This window comes from Micromonospora sp. NBC_01655 (assembly GCF_026339755.1).
In the GTDB taxonomy this organism is placed as follows: domain Bacteria; phylum Actinomycetota; class Actinomycetes; order Mycobacteriales; family Micromonosporaceae; genus Micromonospora.
On the sequence record NZ_JAPEQF010000001.1, the window covers coordinates 1775004 to 1797785 of the forward strand.

The 22782-nt window shown below is 72.6% G+C and carries 22 protein-coding genes and 1 CRISPR repeat array; of the genes, 13 read left to right on the top strand and 9 right to left on the bottom strand.

Features of this window, described 5'->3' with window-relative positions; all coding sequences use genetic code 11:
• The first annotated feature begins 7 nt into the window (after positions 1 to 7).
• Entirely contained in the window at positions 8 to 856 is an 849-nt protein-coding gene (locus OOK41_RS08405) for a 3-hydroxyacyl-CoA dehydrogenase family protein (RefSeq protein ID WP_266263719.1), read from the top strand.
• 41 nt (positions 857 to 897) lie between these two features.
• Here the strand turns inward: OOK41_RS08405 and OOK41_RS08410 are convergent, their stop codons facing one another.
• The 4 genes from OOK41_RS08410 to OOK41_RS08425 form a co-directional block, all read right to left on the bottom strand.
• Complete coding sequence (locus OOK41_RS08410) at positions 898 to 1707, bottom strand: alpha/beta hydrolase family protein (protein WP_266263721.1); 810 nt, start codon at positions 1705 to 1707, stop codon at positions 898 to 900.
• A gap of 141 nt (positions 1708 to 1848) precedes the next feature.
• Positions 1849 to 2820 carry a hypothetical protein gene (locus OOK41_RS08415; RefSeq protein WP_266263723.1) on the bottom strand — a complete coding sequence of 324 codons (972 nt, stop codon included), beginning with the start codon at positions 2818 to 2820 and terminating at the stop codon, positions 1849 to 1851.
• Positions 2821 to 3048: 228 nt separating this feature from the next.
• A CRISPR array of direct repeats spans positions 3049 to 4543; the repeat unit is 28 nt; unit sequence GGATCACCCCCGCGTGCGCGGGGAACAG.
• Between the two features lie 216 nt (positions 4544 to 4759).
• The gene (locus tag OOK41_RS08420) at positions 4760 to 4966 is read right to left on the bottom strand and encodes a DUF397 domain-containing protein (protein ID WP_266263725.1); all 207 of its coding nucleotides are present in this window, start codon (positions 4964 to 4966) and stop codon (positions 4760 to 4762) included.
• Positions 4967 to 4979: 13 nt separating this feature from the next.
• Entirely contained in the window at positions 4980 to 5816 is an 837-nt protein-coding gene (locus tag OOK41_RS08425; protein ID WP_266263727.1) for a helix-turn-helix transcriptional regulator, read from the bottom strand.
• A 439-nt stretch (positions 5817 to 6255) separates the two neighbouring features.
• Between OOK41_RS08425 and OOK41_RS08430 the strand changes: the two genes are divergently transcribed.
• Complete coding sequence (locus OOK41_RS08430; RefSeq protein WP_266263729.1) at positions 6256 to 6510, top strand: hypothetical protein; 255 nt, start codon at positions 6256 to 6258, stop codon at positions 6508 to 6510.
• A gap of 56 nt (positions 6511 to 6566) precedes the next feature.
• Here the strand turns inward: OOK41_RS08430 and OOK41_RS08435 are convergent, their stop codons facing one another.
• Together OOK41_RS08435 and OOK41_RS08440 are read right to left on the bottom strand one after the other, a co-directional pair.
• Positions 6567 to 7415, bottom strand: a complete 849-nt coding sequence (locus OOK41_RS08435; protein WP_117665619.1) for an ABC transporter permease — start codon at positions 7413 to 7415, stop codon at positions 6567 to 6569.
• The gene (locus OOK41_RS08440) at positions 7412 to 8317 is read right to left on the bottom strand and encodes an ABC transporter ATP-binding protein (protein ID WP_266263731.1); all 906 of its coding nucleotides are present in this window, start codon (positions 8315 to 8317) and stop codon (positions 7412 to 7414) included. The genes OOK41_RS08435 and OOK41_RS08440 overlap by 4 nt, the downstream gene beginning before the upstream one ends.
• 165 nt (positions 8318 to 8482) lie before the next feature.
• Between OOK41_RS08440 and OOK41_RS08445 the strand changes: the two genes are divergently transcribed.
• Positions 8483 to 10486 (top strand): protein meaA, encoded by a 2004-nt coding sequence (locus tag OOK41_RS08445; protein ID WP_266263733.1) that lies wholly within the window; start codon positions 8483 to 8485, stop codon positions 10484 to 10486.
• 42 nt (positions 10487 to 10528) lie between these two features.
• On the opposite strand, the gene OOK41_RS08450 is transcribed toward OOK41_RS08445, so the two are convergent.
• Entirely contained in the window at positions 10529 to 10825 is a 297-nt protein-coding gene (locus tag OOK41_RS08450; protein ID WP_266263734.1) for a DUF1540 domain-containing protein, read from the bottom strand.
• 145 nt (positions 10826 to 10970) lie between these two features.
• Here OOK41_RS08450 and OOK41_RS08455 point away from each other — a divergent pair, with 145 nt between their 5' ends.
• Both OOK41_RS08455 and OOK41_RS08460 read left to right on the top strand, forming a co-directional pair.
• Positions 10971 to 11936, top strand: a complete 966-nt coding sequence (locus tag OOK41_RS08455; RefSeq protein ID WP_266263735.1) for a polysaccharide deacetylase family protein — start codon at positions 10971 to 10973, stop codon at positions 11934 to 11936.
• A gap of 454 nt (positions 11937 to 12390) precedes the next feature.
• Positions 12391 to 12999, top strand: a complete 609-nt coding sequence (locus tag OOK41_RS08460; protein ID WP_266263737.1) for a hypothetical protein — start codon at positions 12391 to 12393, stop codon at positions 12997 to 12999.
• A gap of 103 nt (positions 13000 to 13102) precedes the next feature.
• Here OOK41_RS08460 and OOK41_RS08465 read toward each other — a convergent pair whose 3' ends face one another.
• Positions 13103 to 13720 (bottom strand): DUF4126 domain-containing protein, encoded by a 618-nt coding sequence (locus tag OOK41_RS08465; protein WP_266263739.1) that lies wholly within the window; start codon positions 13718 to 13720, stop codon positions 13103 to 13105.
• A gap of 71 nt (positions 13721 to 13791) precedes the next feature.
• On the opposite strand from OOK41_RS08465, the gene nucS reads away from it, so the two are divergent.
• On the top strand, positions 13792 to 14451 hold the full coding sequence (nucS, locus tag OOK41_RS08470; protein ID WP_117670690.1) for an endonuclease NucS: 660 nt from the start codon (positions 13792 to 13794) through the stop codon (positions 14449 to 14451).
• 64 nt (positions 14452 to 14515) lie between these two features.
• Here nucS and OOK41_RS08475 read toward each other — a convergent pair whose 3' ends face one another.
• Positions 14516 to 16018, bottom strand: a complete 1503-nt coding sequence (locus tag OOK41_RS08475; RefSeq protein WP_117670692.1) for an aldehyde dehydrogenase family protein — start codon at positions 16016 to 16018, stop codon at positions 14516 to 14518.
• A gap of 334 nt (positions 16019 to 16352) precedes the next feature.
• On the opposite strand from OOK41_RS08475, the gene OOK41_RS08480 reads away from it, so the two are divergent.
• From OOK41_RS08480 to OOK41_RS08510, 7 genes are all read left to right on the top strand, one after another.
• Positions 16353 to 16763, top strand: coding sequence for an FHA domain-containing protein (locus OOK41_RS08480; RefSeq protein ID WP_266263743.1), 411 nt, complete (start codon positions 16353 to 16355; stop codon positions 16761 to 16763).
• An 83-nt stretch (positions 16764 to 16846) separates the two neighbouring features.
• On the top strand, positions 16847 to 17905 hold the full coding sequence (locus tag OOK41_RS08485; protein ID WP_117670696.1) for an alpha/beta fold hydrolase: 1059 nt from the start codon (positions 16847 to 16849) through the stop codon (positions 17903 to 17905).
• Positions 17906 to 18081: 176 nt separating this feature from the next.
• Positions 18082 to 19872, top strand: a complete 1791-nt coding sequence (locus tag OOK41_RS08490) for a 3-hydroxyacyl-CoA dehydrogenase family protein (RefSeq protein ID WP_266263745.1) — start codon at positions 18082 to 18084, stop codon at positions 19870 to 19872.
• 41 nt (positions 19873 to 19913) lie between these two features.
• The gene (locus OOK41_RS08495; protein WP_266263747.1) at positions 19914 to 20408 is read left to right on the top strand and encodes a SigE family RNA polymerase sigma factor; all 495 of its coding nucleotides are present in this window, start codon (positions 19914 to 19916) and stop codon (positions 20406 to 20408) included.
• Positions 20405 to 21472 (top strand): hypothetical protein, encoded by a 1068-nt coding sequence (locus OOK41_RS08500; protein WP_266263749.1) that lies wholly within the window; start codon positions 20405 to 20407, stop codon positions 21470 to 21472. The genes OOK41_RS08495 and OOK41_RS08500 overlap by 4 nt, the downstream gene beginning before the upstream one ends.
• 62 nt (positions 21473 to 21534) lie before the next feature.
• Positions 21535 to 21867 (top strand): hypothetical protein, encoded by a 333-nt coding sequence (locus tag OOK41_RS08505; protein ID WP_266263751.1) that lies wholly within the window; start codon positions 21535 to 21537, stop codon positions 21865 to 21867.
• Between the two features lie 66 nt (positions 21868 to 21933).
• Positions 21934 to 22734, top strand: coding sequence for an alpha/beta hydrolase (locus OOK41_RS08510; protein WP_117670706.1), 801 nt, complete (start codon positions 21934 to 21936; stop codon positions 22732 to 22734).
• Positions 22735 to 22782: the final 48 nt, after the last annotated feature.

Here is a 22782-nt window from a genome sequence, read left to right on the forward strand (position 1 = left end):
GAAGCAGATGGCGGGTCGACTCGCGGTCGTCGGGGCCGGGCTGATGGGCTCGGGCATCGCCCAGGTGGCGGCGCAGGCGGGCTGGCAGGTGACGCTGCGGGACCTGGACGACGCGGCCACCGGTCGCGGACTGGCCGGCATCCGCAAGTCGCTGGACAAGTTCGCCGAGAAGGGCAGGATCGAGGCCGCCGAGGTCGAGGCCACGCTGGGCCGGATCACCCCGACCACCGACCTGGAGGCGGCGGCCGACGCGGACATCGTGGTCGAGGCGGTGTTCGAGCGGCTGGAGGTCAAGCACGAGGTCTTCCGGGCGCTCGACAAGATCTGCAAGGCCGACGCGGTGCTCGCGACCAACACCTCGGCCATCCCGGTCACCCAGATCGCCGCCGTCACCGAGCGCCCGGAGGCGGTCGTCGGCACGCACTTCTTCTCCCCGGTGCCGATGATGCAGCTCTGCGAGCTGGTCCGGGGCTACAAGACCAGCGACGAGACCCTGGGCACCGCGAAGGCGTTCGCCGAGGAGATCGGCAAGACCGTCGTGGTGGTGAACCGGGACATCGCCGGCTTCGTCACGACCCGGTTGATCTCCGCCCTGGTCGTCGAGGCGGTCAAGCTGGTCGAGTCCGGCGTGGTGTCGGCCGAGGACCTGGACACGGCCTGCAAGCTCGGCTTCGGCCACGCCATGGGCCCGCTGGCCACCACCGACCTGACCGGCGTGGACGTGCTGCTGCACGCTTCGAGGAACATCTACACCGACACCGCCGACGAGAAGTTCTTCCCGCCGGAGCTGCTCCAGCGCATGGTCACCGCCGGCGACCTGGGCCGCAAGACTGGCAGGGGCTTCTACACGTACTGACGCCGCACCGACCCCTGATCCGTTCCCCGCTCGGGGCCGGGTCAGGGGCGCGGCGGCGTGAGGGCGGCGGCCAGGAACGAGAAGGCCGCCGGGACGACCGTGCCCCAGTAGACGAAGTTGTGCCGGCCGTCGGCGTACTCGGCCCTGGCCGGCGGCTCGGGCAGGGCGCGGGCCAGGGCCCGCACGTCGCGCAGCAGGCCGTCCTGCAGGCCGCACCAGAGCCCGACCGGCGTGCCGTGCAGCCGTGCCACGTCGGTGAAGACCGCGTCCCCGGGGCGTACGGCGGGGGAGAACGCGGCCACCGCGCGCAGCCAGCCGGGGAAGGTCTCGGCGAGCAGCAGCGATCCGAAGCCGCCCATCGACCAGCCCCAGGCAGCGACGCGGCTGGTGTCGAAGTCGCGTTCGGCGCACCAGGCCGGCAGCTCCTCGCGCACCATCCGCTGCGGGTCGTCCGCACCCGAGCGCCGCCAGGAGAGCCGCCCGCCGGTCGCCCCGGCGAGTGCGAATGGCGGAGCGCCCCGCTGCACCGCGTCCGTGAGGAACCGGGCGAGCCCGAAGCGCGCGTAGTCGCGCGGGGTGGACGATGCGCCGTGCAGCACCAGGCAGACCGGCAGCCCTCGCCCGTCGCCGTGCCCGGCCGGCACGGCCGTCCAGAAGTCGACGGCACGGCCCCGGGCCGCCGACTGCCGTCGGATCAGCCGCGCGTCACCGGCCGGGGCGTCGGGCAGCGCCGGTGCCGGCCCCGGGCGCGGGCGGGTCAGCTCCTTCGCCGCCGCGCCGCCGGCCACGGTCAGCGCCGCCGTGGCGGCCCCGGCCAGGAGTAGCCGTCGCCGCGTCGGTCCCGCCACCACCGGCACAGTCTGCCAGCCCCGTCCTCGGCCCGCCGCCCCGCCGCACGCGGGGATCGATACCCCCGTACACGCGGGGAACCCCAGGGCCCTCGTTGCGGCGAGGGCGACGACGTATTCACCCTCGCCGCCCTCGAACCGGCCTCAGCGGATGACCTCCGTGAACCTCTCGTACTGTTTCCTGGCGTAGTACGCGGTGAGGCCGTCCGGCAGGTCACCGCTGGTCATGACGGTGATCAGGTAGCTGCCGTCGCGGATGTAGACGTCGGAGTGCCCGGCGTACTGGTAGCCGACCGTCTCGTCCCCCATCGGTGTGACGGCCACGGGGCGGCCGTGCAGGCACTGTTCCTCGTTTGTGCGCCGCCAGGCCAGGGCCTGTTCGGCCCCGGCCGGGTCGCTGTGCATCTGGATGTCCACGCTCATCCCCGCGGACCCGGAACCAAAGTTGTTCGACACACCGAAGCTCCCCGGGAGGCTGCCCCGCAGCGCGTCGCACGGCCAGTCGGCGGGGAGCGCAGGGAAGCCCGTCCACCCGTTCTGCACCCAGCTCTCCGGGACGTCAGATCTGCCCAGAATGGCGTCGGCCAGCTCCCCGGTCGTTTCCGGCGCGGTCTTCGCCGACTCTTTCGGGGGGCTGTCCGAGCCCGGGTCAGCCTGGCCTCTTGTGGTGTCCGTCGGGCTGTGCACGGGGTCGTCGCCGGCGATGAGATGCGCCCCGCCGTAGATCCCCAGGGCCACTAGCGCGACGAACACGAGGGCTGCAGCGAGTAGGGAAAGCCGGACGTTGCGGGTGTTGCTGACCGTCACGGGCCCCAGGGAGAAGATGTTCCGGCCCCGTACCGTGGTGCCCTCGAACGTGATGCTGCCGGTCGTGGTGCGGGTGGGTTTGGTGGCCGCCAGGGCCGCGGCGATGCCCTCGGCGAAGCCCGGGTCGGCGTCCACTTCCGCCTGGAGCAGCGTGCGCAGTTCGTCGATCGCAGCCGGGTCGTCGGGCCGGTCCTCGACCGCGCGCAGGGCCGTGGATCCTCGGTCGGTCCCCACGAGCCGGTCGCGCACCATCGTATAGATCGACTGCCCCATTTCGGTGCCGGCCGCGGCGGCGGTGCCGCCCGCCATCTGCATGATGAGCTGAAGCACTGTCTCGACCACGTGCGTCGTCCCCTCTGGAGATCGGGTCGGCTGAACCTGGTCTTGGCGCGGGTGCTGGTGCGGGCGTATCCAATGCGGACGGTGTTGGTGTACTCCGCAGCGACCATGCCGCTATCGTTCCGGAATCCCACCGTACGACGGGAGGTCGAGGCGCTGTCGAGCGACTGGGCGACCGCTCGGCACTCTGCCGGCGGTGGGATCACCCCCGCGTGCGCGGGGAACAGCGACGGTTGCGTCGGCCGGGCTTGGCGGTCTCGGGATCACCCCCGCGTGCGCGGGGAACAGATCAGGGGTCGGCCCCACCTCGTACAGCTTGAGCGGATCACCCCCGCGTGCGCGGGGAACAGAAGCCCGGCGCGGTCGACGACCTGACCGAGGTGGGATCACCCCCGCGTGCGCGGGGAACAGCGATCAAGGGTTACCGATCGACCCCGTTCGTCGGGATCACCCCCGCGTGCGCGGGGAACAGGGGCCCGGGTCGGTCCACCGCACGATCCGGCGGGGATCACCCCCGCGTGCGCGGGAAACAGTTCGTGCCGAGCTTGGTCAGCTCGTCGCCGGCCGGATCACCCCCGCGTGCGCGGGGAACAGGTCCGGGGTGGTCGGGGTGGTCGTCCGCCCCCGGGGATCACCCCCGCGTGCGCGGGGAACAGTGGGAGTGGGACCTGCGGGACTGGGACTGGACGGGATCACCCCCGCGTGCGCGGGGAACAGTCCGGCTTCCCACGCTTCTTCTTCAGCGCAGCGGGATCACCCCCGCGTGCGCGGGGAACAGGACAAGCTCCACCCCCACGCCCTCCGGCACACGGGATCACCCCCGCGTGCGCGGGGAACAGGACAAGCTCCACCCCCACGCCCTCCGGCACACGGGATCACCCCCGCGTGCGCGGGGAACAGTTCGCGGACTGCGCGAAGCTGTTGCACTCCATGGGATCACCCCCGCGTGCGCGGGGAACAGCTCGGACACCGGCCAACCGGCGACGCGGACGAGGGATCACCCCCGCGTGCGCGGGGAACAGACGAGGCGCGCGCCCTTCAGCGCGGCGACGTCGGGATCACCCCCGCGTGCGCGGGGAACAGCGATCCTCGGCATGGGTCGGTGCCGGACTGCCGGGATCACCCCCGCGTGCGCGGGGAACAGGCGATCAGCCTGATCGCCCGCGACCCGGTCCCGGGATCACCCCCGCGTGCGCGGGGAACAGCTTCCGGCAAAAGAGCGCTGGCGCCGGACCACGGGATCACCCCCGCGTGCGCGGGGAACAGGCGCGTTCTCCCCAGCGCAGATCCGGTCAATCGGGATCACCCCCGCGTGCGCGGGGAACAGCACGGCCTGGAGGGGCGCTACCGGGCCGGCTCGGGATCACCCCCGCGTGCGCGGGGAACAGGAATACACCGTACCGGTGGCCGCAACGGTGACCGGATCACCCCCGCGTGCGCGGGGAACAGCAGGGCCGGTAGAAACCCGTCTCGCCGATGCCCGGATCACCCCCGCGTGCGCGGGGAACAGGAGAAGGGAAGCAGGAAATGGAAAAGCCGGAGGGGATCACCCCCGCGTGCGCGGGGAACAGGGCTTAAGGCCAACACCGAATACACCTTGTCCGGGATCACCCCCGCGTGCGCGGGGAACAGCGGACCCGTTCCGGTTCTGCGCGGCGGTAATCGGGATCACCCCCGCGTGCGCGGGGAACAGACTTCTTGACCTGCGGGTCTATAGATCAACTGTGCTGATTTTATTCACTTTGCCAGTCAAGATCGTCTCCCTGGCGGGTGCTTGATGGCTGTTGCCCGGCTCGATTTGCGCAGACGTACGGGCGTCATCGGCGGCTGGACGGCCCGGCTGGCGTGACGACACACGGCGTCGGATCCGCTGATGGAGTCCTTGTCGCTCTGTCTGGTGGCGGCTGCCTCAGTCGCCAGAAGGCCCGGCTTTGATTCCTTCGACGAAGGTGGCCCAGGACTTCGGTTCGAAGGTCAATACCGGGCCGGTCGGGTCCTTGCTGTCCCGTAGCCCGACCTTGCCCGCCAGGTTGTCCGCGACCTCCACGCAGTCACCGGAGCCATTGCTGCGGCTGCTCTTCCGCCACGTCACCCGGGCCGTGCCGACCTCTTCCACCCGCGCCGTCCTCTCACCGCTCGTCGATCGCCCCCCGGATCAGGTCGCGCGACTCCCGAGCGCTCGCCGCCGTGGCGACGAGGTGCTCGAAGACTCGGCCGTACTCCCTGACCTGTTGGCCTTCGAGGTAGAGGCTACCCGCGCGGGTCTCGACGTAGACGACCCCCGGATCGGCCGGCTCCGGGAAGGTCAGCACGCTGAAGGCGCTGCCCATCGAGCCGTACTCGCCGGCGCCGAAGGTCAGGATCTGGATGGTGTTGCCGGGTCGCTCCGCCTCCTCGACCAGCCGCCGCAACTGCGTCGTGAACGCCGCCACCCCGCCGATCGGCCGCCGCAGGGCCGCCTCGTCCAGCACCACCCAGAGCTTCGGTGGGCTGTCGGTGGCCTGCCGGCGCATCCGTAGCTCGACCCGGCGGCCCACCTCCTCGGCGGAGGCGTCCGGATGCTCGGCGCGGATGACGGCGCGGGCGTAGTCGGCTGTCTGAAGCAGGCCCGGAATCAGTTGCGGCTGGAAGGCACGGATCTCCGACGCCTCCGCCTCCAGTCCGACGTAGACCTCGAACCAGTCCGGCAGCACGTCGTCGTACGCCTGCCACCAGCCCCGCTTGCGGGCGTCCCGGGCCACCTGGACCAGTGCGTCGACCTCCTCGCCCTCGACCCCGTACAGCTCAAGGAGGCCGCGGGCGACCGGCGGCATCACGGAGACCTGGGCGTTCTCGATTCGACTCAGCGCGGACTTCGAGATGCCGATTTCCTTGGCCGCCTGGTCGGCGGTCATCCCGGTCTGCTCTCGGAGGCGGCGGAGGGCGGCGGCAAGTCGTCGTCGGCGCACGGTTGGGCTTCCAGTCATGCCGCTCAGTGTGGACGGAGAGGACGCGACACGCAACGACCTTGGACCGAATCGGGAGTTGCGTAGGGGGATGGGTCCATGCACGATGAGTGAGGCTTCCGGCCTCGGCTGATCGCCCTGCTACCAGCCGGGGTCGATGAGCTGCCCTGCCGCCGTACTGCTGATCCGAGGCTGCGGTGGCAGGTGCCGGGGTGGGTCCGCCGGTGCGCGGCGGGCCGGTGGGCCCGCCCCTTCCACAGGTCAATCGACGGTGAGAGGTGGGTCCTGTCATGCGCGTCTTGTTCCGGCGTGCCCAGCGTCGCCGGCGGCAAATCCACGGGCCGGCCCGCCATCGCCCGCTGCGGCCGTGGCAGGTGCGGGAGATCGATCAGATCAGGGACGCCCTGCGCCGCTGGCAGTCCGAGCGGACCCGGAAGCGCAACGAGCGGGGAGGAGGGCGATGAGCGAGCGGTGGGTCGTCCATCTGCCGGTGGTCGTCAACGATCTGCTCGCCGCCCAGCGGCTCGCCCGGGTGGTGGCGCACTGGAGCCGCGTTCTGCCCCAGACCGAGCCCGGGGGCACCACCGTCTCGCCCGAGGACGACCAGAACGTACGCCACTGGGTCTTCTGCGACCGGATCATGCCCGGCGGCCGGCGGTGCCAGCTCCGGCCCGACCACGACGGCGAGTGTTCCCGGCGGCCGAGGGTGCGGTGAGGGGCGGCCCGGCGCCGGGCCGCCGAAGGTGAGTCGGCCGGTGCGGCGGGGAACCCTCAGCCGTCGCGCTTGGTGGTCCAGCGGAAGGTGGTGAGGCAGAGCACCAGGCCGATCACGCACCAGAGGGCGAGGACGAGGGCGACCCGGCCCAGCTCGAAGGAGCCGCCCGGCTCCTGGGCGCCGAAGCTCTCCGGCAGGAAGACCGACCGCAGCCCCTGGCACATCCACTTCAGCGGGAAGACGGCCGCCACCTGCTGCATCCAGCTTGGCAGGTTGGTGAAGACGAAGAAGACCCCGGAGATGAACTGGAGCACCAGGGCGACCGGGGTGACCACGGCCGAGCCGCTGCGCGCCGTGCGGGCCAGCGAGGAGATCGCGATGCCGCACAGGGTGCACGCGGTGACCCCGAGGACGGAGACCCAGCCGAAGGTGAGCCACTTGCCGGCGGTGCCGGGCAGCTCCAGGTCGAACAGGGCGACCGCGACGGCGAGCAGCAGGGCGGTCTCGGCGACGCCGATCGCCACCACCATGATCACCTTGCCGGCGAACCACACCCACTTCGGCATCGGGGTGCCCCGGTAGCGCTTGAGCACCCCCCGGTCCCGCTCGATCGGGATCCAGATGCCGAGGTTCTGGAAGCTGACCGTCATCAGGCCGGTCGCGATCATGCCGGTGATGAAGTACTGCGTGTAGCTGACGCCCGGGGCGATCTCGTCGCTGAAGATGGCCGCGAAGATCAGGATCATGATGATCGGGAAGCCCATCGTGAAGACGACGGACTCCCGGCTGCGCAGGAACTGGGTGATCTCCAGCCGGCCCTGGCGCAGGGCGAGCGCGCCCGCCCCGAGCCGCCGGGCCGGGGCGGCGGGGGAGACCGGGGCCGCCGGCTTGGTGGTGGTGGTCATCGGTGTCCGATCATCCTCAGGTAGACGTCTTCCAGGGTCGGCCGGGTCACCGTGAGCCCGGGTACCTCGCCGCCGAAGCGCGCGGCCAACTCCGCCACCAGGCCCGTCGGCGTCGCGCTCTGCGCGGTCTCGACGACCCCCTCCGGGGTACGCCAGGAGACCGTCGCCAGCGCCTCCTGCCGGTTGCCGAGCCGGTTCGGCGGGGCCACCTCGACCACCCGGCCGGCGGTGATCACCCCGACCCGGTCGGCCAGTGCCTCGGCCTCGTCCAGGTAGTGGGTGGTGAGCACGATGGTGGTGCCGGCGGCGGCCAGGTCCCGGATCAGCTCCCAGAACTCGCGCCGGGCCTCCGGGTCGAAGCCGGTGGTCGGCTCGTCCAGGAAGAGCAGCTCGGGGCGGCCGATGATGCCGAGCGCCACGTCGAGGCGGCGCTTCTGCCCGCCGGAGAGGGTGTGCGTACGGGCCTTCGCCTTGGCCCCCAGGCCGACCCGCTCGACGACCTTCGCCGGGTCGTCGGCGCCGGGGTAGAAGCCGGAGAAGTGCGAGACCACCTCGGCGACGGTCAGCTCGTCGAACTCGCCGGTGCCCTGAAGGACGATGCCGACCCGGGACCGCCAGTCGCGGGCGGGGTGTCGTGGGGTGCGCGAGGAGCGAGCTTGCGAGCCCCGCAGTCGCGACCCGAAGGCGAGCCCGGGGTCGCTGCCCAGCACGGAGACCTCGCCGGCGTCGCGCTGCCGGTAGCCCTCCAGGATCTCCACCGTGGTGGTCTTGCCCGCGCCGTTCGGCCCGAGCAGGGCGAACACCTCGCCGCGGTGGACCGCGAGGTCCACGCCCGCCACCGCGACGTTGTCGCCGTACGCCTTGCGCAGCCCCCGGACGGAGATCGCGAGCTCGTCATCCATGCCGTCAAGTGTGCGTCCTGCGGGACGTCCGGTGGTGCCGGGGGTGCCGGCCGTCACCCGCGCGTTCCGGTGCTGGTCAGCCCGCTGCGGCCCACATGGCGTTCCATGGACCTGTGTGGTTTTTCACCAGCCCGGGTGACTTAACGGTAACTTAGACTCCCGGCCATGGACGAGAAGGCTCTCCCCGGCCGGCTTTCCGAGCGCGAGCGTCCGTGGGTGATGCGCACCTACGCCGGGCACTCCTCGGCCGCCGCGAGCAACGCGCTCTTCCGCCGCAACCTGGCGAAGGGGCAGACCGGCCTGTCGGTCGCCTTCGACCTGCCCACCCAGACCGGGTACGACCCGGACCACGAACTGGCCGCCGGCGAGGTCGGCCGGGTCGGTGTGCCGGTGGCCCACCTCGGCGACATGCGGGCCCTCTTCGACGGCATCCCGCTCGCCGAGATGAACACGTCCATGACCATCAACGCGCCGGCGATGTGGCTGCTCGCCCTCTACGGCGAGGTCTGCGTGGAGCAGGGCGTCGAGCTGGACCGCTGCGCCGGGACGACCCAGAACGACATCATCAAGGAGTACCTGTCCCGGGGGACGTACATCTTCCCGCCAGCCGCGTCGCTGCGGCTGACCGCCGACGTGATCGCGTACACGCTGGGGGAGATGCCCCGGTGGAATCCGGTGAACATCTGCTCGTACCACCTCCAGGAGGCCGGCGCGACGCCGGTGCAGGAGGTCGGCTTCGCCCTGGCCACCGCCGTGGCCGTGCTCGACGCGGTGCGCGACGCCGGCCAGGTGCCGGCCGAGCGGATGGGCGACGTGGTCGCCCGGATCTCGTTCTTCGTCAACGCCGGGGTGCGCTTCGTCGAGGAGATCGCCAAGATGCGCGCGTTCGGCGCGCTCTGGGACGAGATCACCCGCGAGCGGTACGGCGTCACCGACCCGAGGCAGCGCCGGTTCCGGTACGGCGTGCAGGTCAACTCGCTCGGCCTGACCGAGGCCCAGCCGGAGAACAACATCCAGCGGATCGTGCTGGAGATGCTCGGCGTCACCCTGTCCCGGGACGCCCGCGCCCGCGCGGTGCAGCTCCCGGCCTGGAACGAGGCGCTCGGCCTGCCCCGGCCGTGGGACCAGCAGTGGTCGCTGCGCATGCAGCAGGTCCTCGCGTACGAGTCGGACCTGCTCGAATACCCGGACCTGTTCGCCGGCTCGCACGTGATGACCGCGCTGGTCGACGGGATCGTCAGCGGAGCCCGGGCCGAGCTGGACAAGGTGCTGGAGATGGGTGGCGTGGTGGCGGCCGTCGAGACCGGGTACCTCAAGGGCTCGCTGGTCGGCTCGCTGGCCGAGCGCCGCCGCCGGCTGGAGGTCGGCACCGACGTGGTGGTCGGCGTCAACCGGTTCACCGAGACCGAGCCGTCGCCGCTGACCGCGGCCGGTGCCGAGGCGATCGAGCAGGTCGACCCGGCGGTCGAGGCGGCGGCCGTGGCCGCCGTACGCCGGTGGCGGTCCGGCCGGGTCGAGGCGGCGGTCGACGCGGCGCTCGGCCGGCTCCGCGCGGACGCCGCGTCCACCGCGAACCTGATGCCGGCGACCCTGGCGTGCGTGCGGGCCGGGGTGACCACCGGCGAGTGGGCCGGCGCGCTGCGCCAGGTCTTCGGCGAGTACCGGGCGCCGACCGGGCTGGCCGGCGGGGTCGGGTCGAGCGGCGACAGTGACCTGGCCGCGGTGCGGAAGCGGGTCGCCGCCACCGCCCGCGAGCTGGGCAGCGGCCGGCTGCGGCTGCTGGTCGGCAAGCCCGGCCTGGACGGGCACTCCAACGGCGCGGAGCAGATCGCGGTACGCGCCCGCGACGCGGGCTTCGAGGTGGTCTACCAGGGCATCCGGCTGACCGCCGGGCAGATCGTCGCCGCCGCCGTGGAGGAGGACGTCGACCTGGTGGGCCTGTCCGTGCTCTCGGGCTCGCACCTGGCCGCCGTGCCGGCGGTGCTGGACGGCCTCCGCGCCGCCGGCCGGGGCGACCTGCCGGTCGTGGTCGGCGGCATCATCCCGCCCGGCGACGCCGAGGCGCTCCGCGCCGCCGGGGTGGCCCGGGTGTTCACGCCGAAGGACTTCGCGCTCACCGGCATCATCGACGACCTCGTCACCGTCGTCCGTGCCGCCAACGGCCTGTGAGAAGGCCCTCCGGTACGCGCCGTACGTGAGCCGTCGGCGGTGTCAGCGGCCGGCGTACGTCATGCAGTCGGCCATGTCGTTGTCGGGGCCGACCCGGATCGCCGGAGCGTGGCACTCCAACTGGGAGTTGTGCCGGCAGTCCGACCGCTGGCACGCGCCCACCTGGGCGATCAGCGTCTCGATGCCACCGCGGACGGGCATCTCGACGAAGGTGTGGCAGTGGGCGTGGTCCGGGCTGCCGATCGTGATGGCGAACGCGTGGCAGTCGCCGGTGTGGTTGTAGGCGCAGGCCGCGACCACACATTCCTCGACGCGGGGCATCTCTATCGCCGCAGTCATGACGACCTCCTCCGGGCTCTCGCCGATTCCCTTTGATATTAGGCTTTTGCCGCATTTGATATCGGCGATCGGCCGCCCCGGGTCAGCAGCCCGCTCGCCCGGGCGTTCGGGCGCGCCCGCTCGCTGAGATCATCCTTCGGTGCCCGTGAAGAATTCCCGCGTCCCCCTGGTGGCGACGCTCGTCGCACTGACCGGCGTCGTCGCCCTGCTGGCCCTACCGGCCCCCGGGCGCGAAACCGGTCACGCCGCCATCGTCCGGGCACCGGCGTCCAGGGAGGCGGCAACCGCCTCCGGCAGCCCGCGTGCCGCCCCGGTCGAGGGGTCGGCGGAGCCGACCGGACCGCCGGCGCCATCACCCGTACCGACCGGCCGGCCGGACCCGGGGACGGCGACGGTGCCGGGCGCAAGTCGGGCCGGGCGGCAACCGCCGGTGGTGGACCACGGGCCGCGCACCGGGGACAAGGTGGCGCTCACCTTCGACGCGGACATGACCGACGCGATGCGGTACCAACTGCGCAGCGGCGCGGTCCGCTCGTACGCGAACCTGGCGATCGTCGACCTGCTGGAGCGGGAAAGGGTGCCGGCCACCTTCTTCCTTACCGGCAAGTGGGTCGAGGAGTACCCCGACGTCACCCGTCGTCTGGCCGCCAACCCGCGTTTCGAGCTGGCCAACCACACGTACGGCCATCTCGCCTTCACCGCGGACTGCTACCACCTGCCAACGATCCCCCGGCAGCGGATGGCGGCCGACGTGGCCCGGACCTTCGACGTGATCGCCCCGTACGGCGGCCGGCAGACCCGGTACTTCCGCTTTCCCGGGCTCTGCCACGATCGCACGGCTTTGACCGAGTTGGCGCCGTTGGGCGTCACGGTGGTGGACGGCGACGTCGTCAGCGGTGACCCGTTCGCGCGGTCCTGGCGGCCGATCGTCGATGCGGTGCTGTCCCGGGTGCGCCCCGGCTCCGTCGTCGTCCTGCACGTCACCGAGGCGAACGCCCCGATGACGGACGAGGCGCTGCCGCGCATCCTGGCCGGGCTGGCCGCCCAGGGGCTCACCCCGGCCCCGCTCTCCGAGGTGCTGGCGGCGACCCCACCCAGCCCCACCGCCTGACCCAACCATCGCCCGCATCCTCCGCTCCGCGACATGCGGCCCAATCCCGGCCATACCGCCTACCGGCCCCACGTTCGGCGGCGGTGATCCAGAGGTTGTGCCCCGATTCCGACACAAACCTCTTGATCACCGCGAGAGGGCGGGGGTGGGGTGTGAGCGGGGGCATGGCGGGGGTGGAACATGGGGTGGGGTGGGGGCGTTACACATGGCGGACGATCGAGTAGCGGATGTGCTGCTGACGTGCCCGGACCCGTGACCCCCCCGGGTCGTCGGGTGGGAATGCGGGCCGGCTGTCGGTCGTTACGTCTGGACCCGGCGCCACGAGCCTTCGCAGGCCGGTGCCGGATGGATCTCCCCCTTTTTGATCTTCTTGGGCGCCTTGACGTGGTGCTCACATGCCTGCCCTGCCCCCGTGGGGTGTTGGTGTGTCGACCCCCGAATTGGAGTCACCCCCATGAACACGATCATGCGTAAGAGCGTTCTCGGTATCGCTGGTCTCGCGTTCGCCGGTGGTGTGTTCGCCGGTCCGGCCACCGCCCACGCCGCTCCGGCCGTCGAGTCGGCCCCGAAGGCGGTCGCCGTGCAGGCCGACAAGCCGGGCGTCGACAAGCCGGGCGTGGACAAGGGCAAGCTGATCCCGCACGGCGTGCGGGGCGAGCAGTCGCGTATCACGCTTGACGGTGAGCAGACCGCCAACGTCAAGGCGATCGTCGCCGCGACGAAGAAGGCCGGCCTGGACGAGCGGGCCGCCGTCGTCTCGGTCGGTACCGCGTTGCAGGAGTCGAAGCTGGAGAACCTGGGTCACCTGGGCGACCGCAACGACCATGACTCGCTGGGTCTGTTCCAGCAGCGTCCGTCGTCCGGGTGGGGTTCGCCGGAGCAGATCACCGATCCGGAGCACTCGACCCTGGCGTTCCTGAAGGGCCTGAAGCAGGTTGACGGGTGGCGGGACATGCCGCTGACCGAGGCCGCGCAGACGGTGCAGGTGTCGGCGTACCCCGACGCGTACGCGCAGTGGGAGCAGCAGGCCGCCGACCTGGTCGCCGAACACTGGAACAGCTGACCCGTACCGAACAAGTCGCTGGCCGGTCCCCGACATCAGGGGACCGGCCAGCGGCGTCTGCGCGTCCTGAGGGCCTTGTAGAAGAGCCGAGGTGGGTGGGTGGTCAGACGCGGAAGCCGGCGGCGCGGGCGGCCTGGCGCTCGCGGCGGCGGTCCCTGCGTCGGCGGAGGAACCAGAACAGGAAAAGAGCCAGGCCGGCCAGGAAGGCCAGCACCAGTACCGGAAGGATGATCGCGACCACGGACATCACCACGCTGGTGGCGTCCTCGGCGGTGCTCGCGACCGGGGCACCGACGCCCGCGGTGGTCGCGTTGATCACCGGCCGGGCGGCGGACTTGAGCAGGTGCACGCCGAAGGCGATGAGCACGCCGGTCGCCACGGGCACCCACTGGCTGGACGAGAAGAAGTGGCCGGGGTCGCTGACCGTGACCGTCTCCGAGGCGGAGCCGGCGCCGAAGGCGAGCCCGCCGGCGGTCGGCCGCACCACGGTCTGCACGACGTCGTTGACGTGGTCGACCACCGGCACCTTGTCGGCGACGACCTCGACGGTGAGCAGCACCGCGAGGATCACCACGACCCAGCCGTTGCCGAGCCACTGCCAGCCGCTGGGAAGGTCGATCAGGTCGGTGTAGCGGGCCAGCAGTCCCATGGTGAGCAGGGGAATGTAGGCGTTCAGACCCGCCGACGCGGCGAGCCCGGTACCCGTGAGCACTTCGAACACCGTCTCAGCATGGCACCGCCACGCCAGTGCCGCTCGACGGCGGAGGCCGGGGTCTCCGCTACCCTCGTCGGGTGCGGCTGGTGATTGCGAAGTGCTCGGTGGACTACGTCGGACGGCTCTCGGCTCACCTGCCGCTGGCCACGCGCTTGTTGATGGTGAAGGCGGACGGGTCGGTGTCGATCCACGCCGACGACCGGGCGTACAAGCCGTTGAACTGGATGAGCCCGCCCTGCCGGCTCCAGGAGGCCCCCGGCGTGTGGCGGGTGGTGAACAAGGCCGGCGAGGAGCTGCGGATCACCCTGGAGGAGATCTTCCAGGACACCTCGTACGAGTTGGGCGTCGACCCGGGCCTGCGCAAGGACGGCGTCGAGGCGCACCTACAGGAGTTGCTGGCGGCCAACCCGACCGCTCTGGGTGAGGGGTTCACCCTGGTCCGCCGGGAGTACATGACGGCGATCGGGCCGGTGGACCTGCTCTGCCGGGACGCCGCGCAGGGCGCGGTCGCCGTGGAGGTGAAGCGGCGCGGCGAGATCGACGGGGTGGAGCAGCTCACCCGCTATCTCGAACTGATGAACCGCGATCCGCTGCTCGCCCCGGTCAGCGGCGTCTTCGTCGCCCAGGAGATCAAGCCGCAGGCCCGGGTGCTGGCGACGGACCGGGGCATCCGCTGCGTGGTGGTCGACTACGACAAGCTGCGCGGTATCGAGCGCGACGAGCTGACCCTGTTCTGAACCGCCCAGCCTGACCGCCGGCCCGGCCCGGTAGGCCGGCGCGGCGGGACAGTGGCGCGGCGGGTCAGCGGCGGCGGCCGTACATCAGCTTGGTGACCTTGACCAGGCGGGCGACGTCGGCGGGGGTGCGCTCGAAGGTCATCGCCGGCAGCAGCGACCGGGCCCGGCGGCGGGTGATCGCCTTGGCCCGGCCGAACTCGCGCAGCCCGTCCTCGCCGTGGATCCGGCCGAAGCCGGACTCGCCGACCCCGCCGAACGGCAGGGTGGACATCCCGGCGAAGGTCAGGGTGGAGTTCACCGCGGCCATCCCCGAGCGCAGCCGCCGCGCGATGGCCACTGCCCGCCGCCGGCCGAAGACCGAACCACCCAGGCCGTACGGGAGGGCGTTGGCGCGGGTGACCGCCTCGTCGGCGTCGCGGACCCGGTTGATGGTCAGCGTCGGTCCGAAGGTCTCCTCGCGGACGGCGGCGGAGTCCTCCGGCACCTCCACCAGCACGGTCGGGTGCACGTACGGGGGTCGCACGGCGTCCGCGCCGCCGAGCACGGCCTGACCGCCCCGGGCCAGCGCGTCGTCGATGTGCCGGCGGATCACGTCGAGCTGGGCGGGCATGGTGATCGGCCCGATGTCGGCCCCCTCGGCGCCGACGGTCAGCCGGCCGGCCTTCTCCACCACCTTGCCGACGAACGCGTCGAAGACAGGCTCGACCGCGTACACCCGCTCGATGCCGATGCAGGTCTGGCCGGCGTTGGTGAGCGCGCCCCAGACACACGCCTCGGCGGCGGCGTCCAGGTCGGCGTCGCTGTCGACGATCATGGCGTCCTTGCCGCCGGCCTCAAGCAGCACCGGGGTCAACGATTCGGCGCAGGCCGCCATCACCTTCCTGGCGGTGGCCGTCGAGCCGGTGAAGGCCAGCTTGTCGACGCCGGAGCGGCACAGCGCCGCGCCGACGTCGCCGAGACCGTGCACCGCGCCGAACACCGGCTGCTCCGGCACCACCTCGGCGAAGGCGTCGACCAGCCACTGGCCGACGGCCGGGGTGTACTCGCTGGGCTTGAGGACGACGGCGTTGCCGGCCGCGAGCGCGTACGCGGTGGAGCCGATCGGGGTGAAGACCGGGTAGTTCCACGGGCCGATGACGCCGACCACTCCGTACGGCTGGTACTCCAGGTGGCCGGAGAACTCGGCGAGGATGAGCCGGGAGCGCACCCGACGCGGCCCGAGCACCCGGCCGGCGTTGCGGCCGGCCCAGTCGATGTGCTCGATCGCGGTGAGCACCTCGACGATGGCGTCGGGCACGGGCTTGCCGCCCTCGGCGTGCACCAGCTCGGCCAGCTCCTCGATCCGCCGGGCCAGCGTGCCGCGCCAGCGCAGCAGCCGCTCCCGCCGGCCGGTGAAACCGAGCCCGGCCCACCAGATCGCCGCCTCCCGGGCCCGGTCGACCGCCGCCGCGACGTCGGACGCCGTCGCGGCCGGCAGCCGGCCCACCTCCGCGCCGGTGGCGGGGCTGGTCGAGACCAGCCGCCCGTCCTCGATGACCGGGGCACCCGGGACACGCACAGCCGTCATGACGGAAGTCTAGACCCGGAAGCTACCCGCCGGTAGGTCCCCGGCGGCCCGGCGGAGTCGGGCGACCCGGCGCCCCGGGGCGGCTGGTGCCGGGCCGCCCCGGGGCCGCCTCCGTACCGCCCTCCGGGCCGCCTCCGTACCGCCCTCCGGGCCGGTGGCCTCGCCGGTGCGGAAACCCGACTGGCAGGACGGGCCGGACGGCTCTGGCGGGAGCCGAACCGGCTGACCGGAGATGGCCGGGCGGGGTCGTGGAGGTGACCGGGCGGTGGTGGGGGCCGCTATCGTGTGATGGCACGCTGACGCCGGGACACCGGTGGCTGGAGGCTGATCGTCCATGGAGGATCTTCCGGAACTGATGCCGCTGCTGACCGTGGCGGGCGGACCGATGCGTGGGGCCAGCTTCCGGCTCCGCACGGAGCCGCAGGTGATCGGCCGCGCGTCGACGGTGGACATCGCCGTCGACGACCCGCACCTGAGCCGCCGGCACGCCAGCGTGTGGTTGACCGTCGGCGGGGTGACGCTGGTGGACCTGGGATCCACCAACGGCACCTGGCTCAACGACCGGCGGATCGACGGGCCGGAGCAGCTCTCCGACGGGGACGTGATCCGGCTGGGCCGCACCGAGCTGCGCTTCTTCGACCCGGGCCTGGCCCGGACCGATCCCGTTGGGCTGCGGCTGGAGCCGGCCCCCCGGAACCGCGACCGCCGCCCCACCCTCCCGCTGCCGCTCGCCGCCCGCACCTGAGGCCGCCGGCACACATCCGGGACCGGCGCCCGGTGGTGGCCGGGCACATGGAGCGGGCGGGCGAGGCATGACACCATGCCGCGATGGAGAGCGTGCAGCAGACCGTCACGGCCAACGGCATCGTCCAGCGGGTCCGGGTGGCCGGGCCGCCGGACGGCCTGCCCGTGCTGCTGGTGCACGGCAACTGTTCGTCCTCGCTGTTCTGGGAGCCGCTGGTCCGGCGGCTGCCGGCCACCCTCCGGGTGGTCGCCCCGGACCTGCGCGGCTACGGCGACACCGAGACCGCCCCGGTGGACGCCACCCGGGGGCTGCGGGACTTCGCCGACGACGTCGCCGCCCTGCTCGACGCGCCGGGGCTGTTCCTGCCCGCTGCCCGGCCGGTCGTGGTCGGGCACTCCCTCGGCGGGGGCGTGGCGATGCGGCTGCTGGTCGACCACCCCGACCGGGTGGCCGGCCTGCTGCTCTCGGCGCCCGTGTCGCCGTACGGCTTCGGTGCCACCCGCGACCTCGACGGCGCCCCGACCACGCCCGACTTCGCCGGCGCCGGGGCCGGTGGCGTGAATCCCGACTTCGTGGCCCGGCTGGCCGCCGGCGACCGGGGCGAGGACGGCCCGAACAGCCCGCGCGCGGTGCTGCGCAGCGCGTACGTGGCGGACCCGGCCTCGTTCGGCGAGGACGAGGAACTGCTGCTGGACAGCCTGCTGTCCACCGCCACCGGGGACGCCAACTACCCCGGCACGACGACCGCCTCGCCGCACTGGCCGGGCACCGCGCCGGGCGACCGGGGCGTGCTCAACGCCCTCACCCCGGCCCACTTCCGGATCGCCGAGGAGTTGGTCGCCGTCGCGGTCAAGCCCCCGGTGACCTGGGTACGCGGCGACGCCGACGTGATCGTCTCGGACACCTCGCTGTTCGACCTGGCGTACCTGGGCTCGCTGGGCGTGCTGCCCGGCTGGCCGGGGGAGCGGGACTGCCCGCCCCAGCCGATGGTCGGCCAGACCCGGGCGGTGCTCGACCGGTACGCGGCGGCCGGCGGGACGTACCGGGAGGTCGTGCTCGCCGGCTGCGGGCACAGCCCGCACCTGGAGCGGCCGGCGGAGTTCGTCGCCGAGCTGCTGGCGCTGGCCGGGCGCCGGGCGTAGGTCCGCCCCGCCCCGCCCCGGTCGCCGGGCGCCGGTCGCCCCGGTTCCGTCCCGTGCGCCGGGCGCGCTCGTGAATTACCCCACCGTGACTCGACAACTGGGCGCGAGATGGCAGACTCGCGCGCATAGCCTTAGGGACCGTTCAGCGGTCTGACGGAGCATCGGGGAGGTCTGTCGTGGCGCGCGAGTTCACCAGCGTGGGCGTTGTGGGGCTGGGCACCATGGGTGCGGGCATCGTCGAGGTCTTCGCGCGCAACGGCATCGACGTCGTCGCGGTCGAGATCTCCGAGGGGGCCCTGGAACGCGGCCGGGCCAACCTCACCGGCTCCACCGACCGGGCGGTCGCCCGGGGCAAGCTCGCCGAGGCCGACCGGGACGCCCTGCTGTCCCGGGTGGACTTCCAGGTCGGCCTGGACGCGTTGCACTCGGTGGACCTGGTGATCGAGGCGGTCCCCGAGCACCTCGACCTGAAGCAGCGGCTCTTCGCCGAGCTGGACGGGATCTGCCGGCCCGAGGCGATCCTGGCGACCAACACCTCCTCGCTGTCGGTCACCGAGATCTCGGTCGCCACCGGACGGCCCAACCAGGTCATCGGCATCCACTTCTTCAATCCCGCCCCGGTCATGAAGCTGGTCGAGGTGGTCCGCACGGTGGTCACCTCCGCCGAGGTGGTCGCCGACGTGGAAGCCCTCTGCGCTCGGCTCGGCAAGGTCGACGTCACCATCAACGACCGGGCCGGCTTCATCGCCAACGCGCTGCTGTTCGGCTACCTCAACCACGCCGTGGCGATGTACGAGTCGCACTACGCCACCCGCGAGGACATCGACGCCGCCATGAAGCTCGGCTGCGGCCTGCCGATGGGCCCCCTCGCCCTGATGGACCTGATCGGCCTCGACACCGCGTACGAGATCCTGGACACCATGTACCGGCGGGGCGGGCGGGACCGCCGGCACGCGCCGGTGCCGCTGCTCAAGCAGATGGTCACCGCGGGGCTGCTCGGCCGCAAGTCCGGCCGGGGCTTCTACACCTACGAGCGGCCGGGCTCGCCGAAGGTCGTACCGGACGAGCGGACCCCGGCGGCGACGGGGCCGGGGCTGGCCGACGGCGCGCGGGCCATCGCGAAGGTCGGCGTGGTCGGTTCCGGGACGATGGCCACCGGGATCATCGAGGTCTTCGCCAAGGCCGGCTACGAGGTCGTCTCGGTGACCCGGGGCGCGGAGAAGTCCGCGAAGGTGTGCGAGGCGGTCAAGACCTCGCTGAACAAGGGCGTGGTGCGGGGCAAACTCAGCGAGCGCGACCGGGACGCGGCGCTCGGCCGGGTCACCTGGTCGGCGACCCTGGACCACCTCGCCGACGTCGACCTCGTCGTCGAGGCCGTGGTCGAGGAGTTGAGCGTCAAGAAGGCGCTGTTCGCCAGCCTCGACGAGATCTGCAAGCCGGGCGTGCTGCTCGCCACGACCACCTCCTCGCTGCCGGTGATCGACGTCGCGATGGCCACCCACCGGCCGGCCGACGTGGTGGGGCTGCACTTCTTCAACCCGGCGCCGGTCATGCCGCTGGTGGAGATCGTGCGGACCATCCGCACCTCCGAGGAGACCGCCGCCACCGCCCGCGCGGTCTGCGCGGTGCTGGGCAAGACCGGCGTGGTCTGCGCCGACCGGTCCGGCTTCGTCGTCAACGCGCTGCTCTTCCCGTACCTGAACGACGCGGTGCGGATGCTGGAGGCCAGCTACTCCACCGCCGACGACATCGACCACGCGATGAAGCTCGGCTGCGGCTACCCGATGGGCCCGTTCGAGCTGCTCGACGTGGTCGGCCTCGACGTCTCGCTGGCCATCCAGCGCGAGCTGTACCTGGAGCTGCGCGAGCCCGGCTTCGCCCCGGCGCCGCTGCTGGAGCACCTGGTCACCGCCGGCTACCTGGGCCGCAAGAGCGGTCGCGGTTTCCGCGACCACACAAATCGCTGATCCGGGTCAACACCGGGCGTCGGTGACGGCGTCTTGAGGGTGTGACCTTCGAGGAGTACGTCGGCAGCCGTGGCCCGGCCCTGTTGCGCCTGGCCCGGCTACTGACCGGCGACGAGCACCGCGCCGAGGACCTGACCCAGGACGTCCTGGCTCGCGCGTACGTGCACTGGCGGAAGATCGCCGGCGCCGACCGGCCCGACGTGTACGTGCGCCGGATGCTGGTCAACGCCAACAACTCGTGGTGGCGCCGGCGGTCCAGCCGGGAGCTGGCCGTGGACACCTTCGCCGAGCAGGCCCAGCGGGGCGACCTCGGCGGGGAGGCGGCCGACCGGGACGAGATGTGGCGGCTGATCCGGGCGCTGCCCGACCGTCAGCGCGCCGTGCTGGTGCTGCGCTACTACGAGGACCTGGACGACGCCACCATCGCCCAGATCCTCGACTGCTCGCCGGTCACCGTCCGTAGCCACGCAATGCGGGCGCTCGCCCACCTCCGGGTGCGCTGCGGCGCCCCGACGACCAACGGGAGCCGGTCGTGACCGATCTGGACCAGCGAATCGCCTCGGCGCTGCGGGAGCGCGCCGAGGGCGAGATTGATACCCACCGGCTGCTGCGGGCCGCGCAGGCCCGGGGCCGCCGCCGCAAACTGCGCCGTCGGGCCGCCACCGGCACCGCCCTGGCCCTGGTCGGGGTCCTTGGCTTCGTCGGGGCGACCGGGACGGACGTCGCCGGGCTTTCCGGCCGGCTGCCGTGGGCCGCCGCCACACCGGCCGCCGCCACACCGGCCGTCGCCGCGCCCGTGCCGCCCCGGGCTGACGGGGTGTCGGGTGCCGCCCAGCGGCCCGACCTGGTCGGCACCGACCCGCAGGTGCTGCACCTGGGCGTGGACACCAGCCAGGCTCGTTACCTGGGCTGGGCCGTCTACCGCTCGAACCAGCTCGAGTCGATCCGGTTCAACATCGGCGGCGGACAGCCGGTCCTGGTCGAGGTGAGCCGCTCCGCGCAGATGATCAACGAACTCCTGATCGATGGTGTCCCCCTACAGGAGGCCGTGGTCCGGCTCACCTTCGACGGCGCCGTCCGGCAGTTCGGCCGTACGGGCCACGGTCTGGTCACGGCCTGGCAGCCCGCCCCCGGCCTGTACGCCCGGGCGAGCATGCTCGTCGGCGACCGGAGCGTGCTGGTCAAGGCCGTGGATGCCATCCGCTGGGATGAGGCACGCCGGTGCGTGGCGCCATTGCGGCTGAGCACATTGCCGGAGGGCGCGGCGGTGAGCGCCTGCTCCGTTGACGTCGCCGCCTTCCCCGGGGGTCTCAGGGCCGAGCTCACCCTCTACCGGGAGCCGTCGGCGACCATGTGGGTGAAGCTGCTGTACGGGGTGCAGATTGGGGAGAGCACTACCGAGAGCAACCGTGTGGTGGGTGGCCGACCCGGCTACCTCTACCCGGATGGCACGAAACTGGAGCTGCTCGGGTTCCCGAAGGCACACCTGACCGCCGATTTCGGCTGGCCCGAGAAGGGCTTCACCGAGGCGGACGCGACGACGGTGTTGGCCGGGGTGCAGGTGGCGAAGGACCTGGGCGATCCGGAGACCTGGGACTGAGCGGGGGTCCGCCGGTCGGACCGCCCGACCCGGGCCGGTCCGGCCGGCGGACCGTACGCTTGGTGACTGTGAGCCCCCGCCGCAACCGTCCCCGCCGGGACGAGCACGCCCACCTGGACGCCGACCAGGCCCGCCACGGCGTGCCCACCGTGCAGCAGTGGCGCGACGGCGACTGGCAGGTGCGCGGGATCAGCGGCGGGGCGTCGGCCAAGACGTACCGCTGCCCCGGCTGCGACCAGGAGATCCGCCCGGGGGTGCCGCACCTGGTGGCCTGGCCGGCGGACGACCGGGGCGACCTGACCGATCGCCGGCACTGGCACAGCGGCTGCTGGCGGGCGCGGGACCGGCGCGGTCCGGCGGTGCAGCGCGGCCGGGGCGCCCCCCGGTACGGCTGAGCGATCTGGATCACCCCGTTTCCGCCCCGCTGGGCGACGGCGGCGGCGGCGCGGGAGACTGGGACGGTGAGCACACCGATCCGTGCGTCGTCGATCCTGCCCGGGCACCGCGAGGACATCGAGCTGCACACCGCCGACGGTCTGTGCCTCGTCGGCGAGCTGGCCCGACCGGTCGACCGGGAGCCGGTCGGCACCCTCGTCTGCCTGCACCCGCTGCCCACCCATGGCGGGATGATGGACAGCCACGTGTTCCGCAAGGCGGCCTGGCGGCTGCCGGCGCTGGCCGACCTGGCCGTGCTCCGGTTCAACACCCGGGGGACCAGCAGCCTGCGCGGCACCAGTGAGGGCTCGTTCGACAACGCGGTCGGCGAGCGCTTCGACGTCGCCGCCGCCATCGAGTACGCCGAGTTCGCCGAGTTGCCGAACATCTGGCTGGTCGGCTGGTCGTTCGGCACCGACCTGACGCTGAGGTACGGCTGCGACCCGGCGGTGGCCGGGGCCATCCTGCTCTCCCCGCCGCTGCGCTTCTCCACCGCCGACGACCTCACCCACTGGGCCGGGACCGGCAAGCCGCTGACCGCCCTGGTGCCCGAGTTCGACGACTACCTGCGCCCCGACGAGGCCCGCGAGCGCTTCGCGGCGGTGCCGCAGGCCGAGGTGGTCGGGGTGCCCGGCGCGAAGCACCTGTGGGTCGGCGACGCCGAGACCGTGCTCGACGAGATCGTCCGCCGGGTCAACCCGGCCGCCCCGCTGCCCCTGCCACGCACCTGGGACGGCCCGATGGAGACCGGCGACGCCAGCGCGTACGCCGACCGGACGGTCGCCTCCTTCGCCGACACCCCGGTCCCCGGCCCGCGCGCGGACTGACCCGCGAGGGTGCCGCCGGGCCACCCGCCCGGCGTTCGGTGCCCCTTT

Coding starts and splice junctions, on each gene's coding strand:
- OOK41_RS08405 (WP_266263719.1), top strand. CDS start 8: ATGGCGGGTCGACTCGCGGTCGTCGGGGCCGGGCTGATGGGCTCGGGC.
- OOK41_RS08415 (WP_266263723.1), bottom strand. CDS start 2,820: ATGGCGGGCGGCACCGCCGCCGCGGCCGGCACCGAAATGGGGCAGTCG.
- OOK41_RS08425 (WP_266263727.1), bottom strand. CDS start 5,816: ATGACTGGAAGCCCAACCGTGCGCCGACGACGACTTGCCGCCGCCCTC.
- OOK41_RS08430 (WP_266263729.1), top strand. CDS start 6,256: ATGAGCGAGCGGTGGGTCGTCCATCTGCCGGTGGTCGTCAACGATCTG.
- OOK41_RS08435 (WP_117665619.1), bottom strand. CDS start 7,415: ATGACCACCACCACCAAGCCGGCGGCCCCGGTCTCCCCCGCCGCCCCG.
- OOK41_RS08440 (WP_266263731.1), bottom strand. CDS start 8,317: ATGGATGACGAGCTCGCGATCTCCGTCCGGGGGCTGCGCAAGGCGTAC.
- OOK41_RS08445 (WP_266263733.1), top strand. CDS start 8,483: ATGGACGAGAAGGCTCTCCCCGGCCGGCTTTCCGAGCGCGAGCGTCCG.
- OOK41_RS08450 (WP_266263734.1), bottom strand. CDS start 10,825: ATGACTGCGGCGATAGAGATGCCCCGCGTCGAGGAATGTGTGGTCGCG.
- OOK41_RS08460 (WP_266263737.1), top strand. CDS start 12,391: ATGAACACGATCATGCGTAAGAGCGTTCTCGGTATCGCTGGTCTCGCG.
- OOK41_RS08475 (WP_117670692.1), bottom strand. CDS start 16,018: ATGACGGCTGTGCGTGTCCCGGGTGCCCCGGTCATCGAGGACGGGCGG.
- OOK41_RS08480 (WP_266263743.1), top strand. CDS start 16,353: ATGGAGGATCTTCCGGAACTGATGCCGCTGCTGACCGTGGCGGGCGGA.
- OOK41_RS08485 (WP_117670696.1), top strand. CDS start 16,847: ATGGAGAGCGTGCAGCAGACCGTCACGGCCAACGGCATCGTCCAGCGG.